Here is a 532-nt window from a genome sequence, read left to right as displayed (position 1 = left end):
TATGCCGGCTACATGACTTGAACACGCGACCCTCTGATTACAAATCAGATGCTCTACCAACTGAGCTAAGCCGGCTATTTCCTATATGCGGGTTAAGGGACTTGAACCCCCACGCCGTTAAGCGCCAGATCCTAAATCTGGTGCGTCTGCCAATTCCGCCAAACCCGCCTATATGACCCGTACTGGGCTCGAACCAGTGACCCATTGATTAAAAGTCAATTGCTCTACCAACTGAGCTAACGAGTCTTTATCAATTTTATGGCATAATGTTGGAAACTCTGTTTCCTCTATCTGCCAATTGAAATCTCATTTTTCTCTCGATTTCAACGGTCCCGACGGGAATCGAACCCGCGATCTTCGCCGTGACAGGGCGACGTGATAACCGCTACACCACGGGACCTTTTCATAACCTATACAATCTAAATTGTACCCGGGCTAAATCCTTGAAAAAAAGATAACCTGCCTTGTATGCAAGCATACTAGGTTAGATTCCTATTTTTCAGGCAGATTTTACGCCCTTAATTATTTGGTT

General features: G+C 45.5%; 4 tRNA genes. All 4 read right to left on the bottom strand.

Going from position 1 to position 532, the window contains the following annotated elements:
* Positions 1-2: 2 nt before the first annotated feature.
* Positions 3-75 (bottom strand) — tRNA-Thr (locus ACMZ6U_RS10735).
* Between the two features lie 11 nt (positions 76-86).
* A tRNA-Leu gene (locus tag ACMZ6U_RS10730) sits at positions 87-168 on the bottom strand.
* A 5-nt stretch (positions 169-173) separates the two neighbouring features.
* Positions 174-246: transfer RNA gene (locus ACMZ6U_RS10725), tRNA-Lys, on the bottom strand.
* An 81-nt stretch (positions 247-327) separates the two neighbouring features.
* Positions 328-400 (bottom strand) — tRNA-Asp (locus ACMZ6U_RS10720).
* Between the last annotated feature and the right edge of the window lie 132 nt (positions 401-532).

This window comes from Streptococcus pluranimalium, assembly GCF_047785745.1.
Classification (GTDB): domain Bacteria; phylum Bacillota; class Bacilli; order Lactobacillales; family Streptococcaceae; genus Streptococcus; species Streptococcus pluranimalium_B.
The sequence above is the reverse complement of the archived record's forward strand: the minus strand, read 5'-3'. Positions and strand labels throughout refer to the sequence as shown.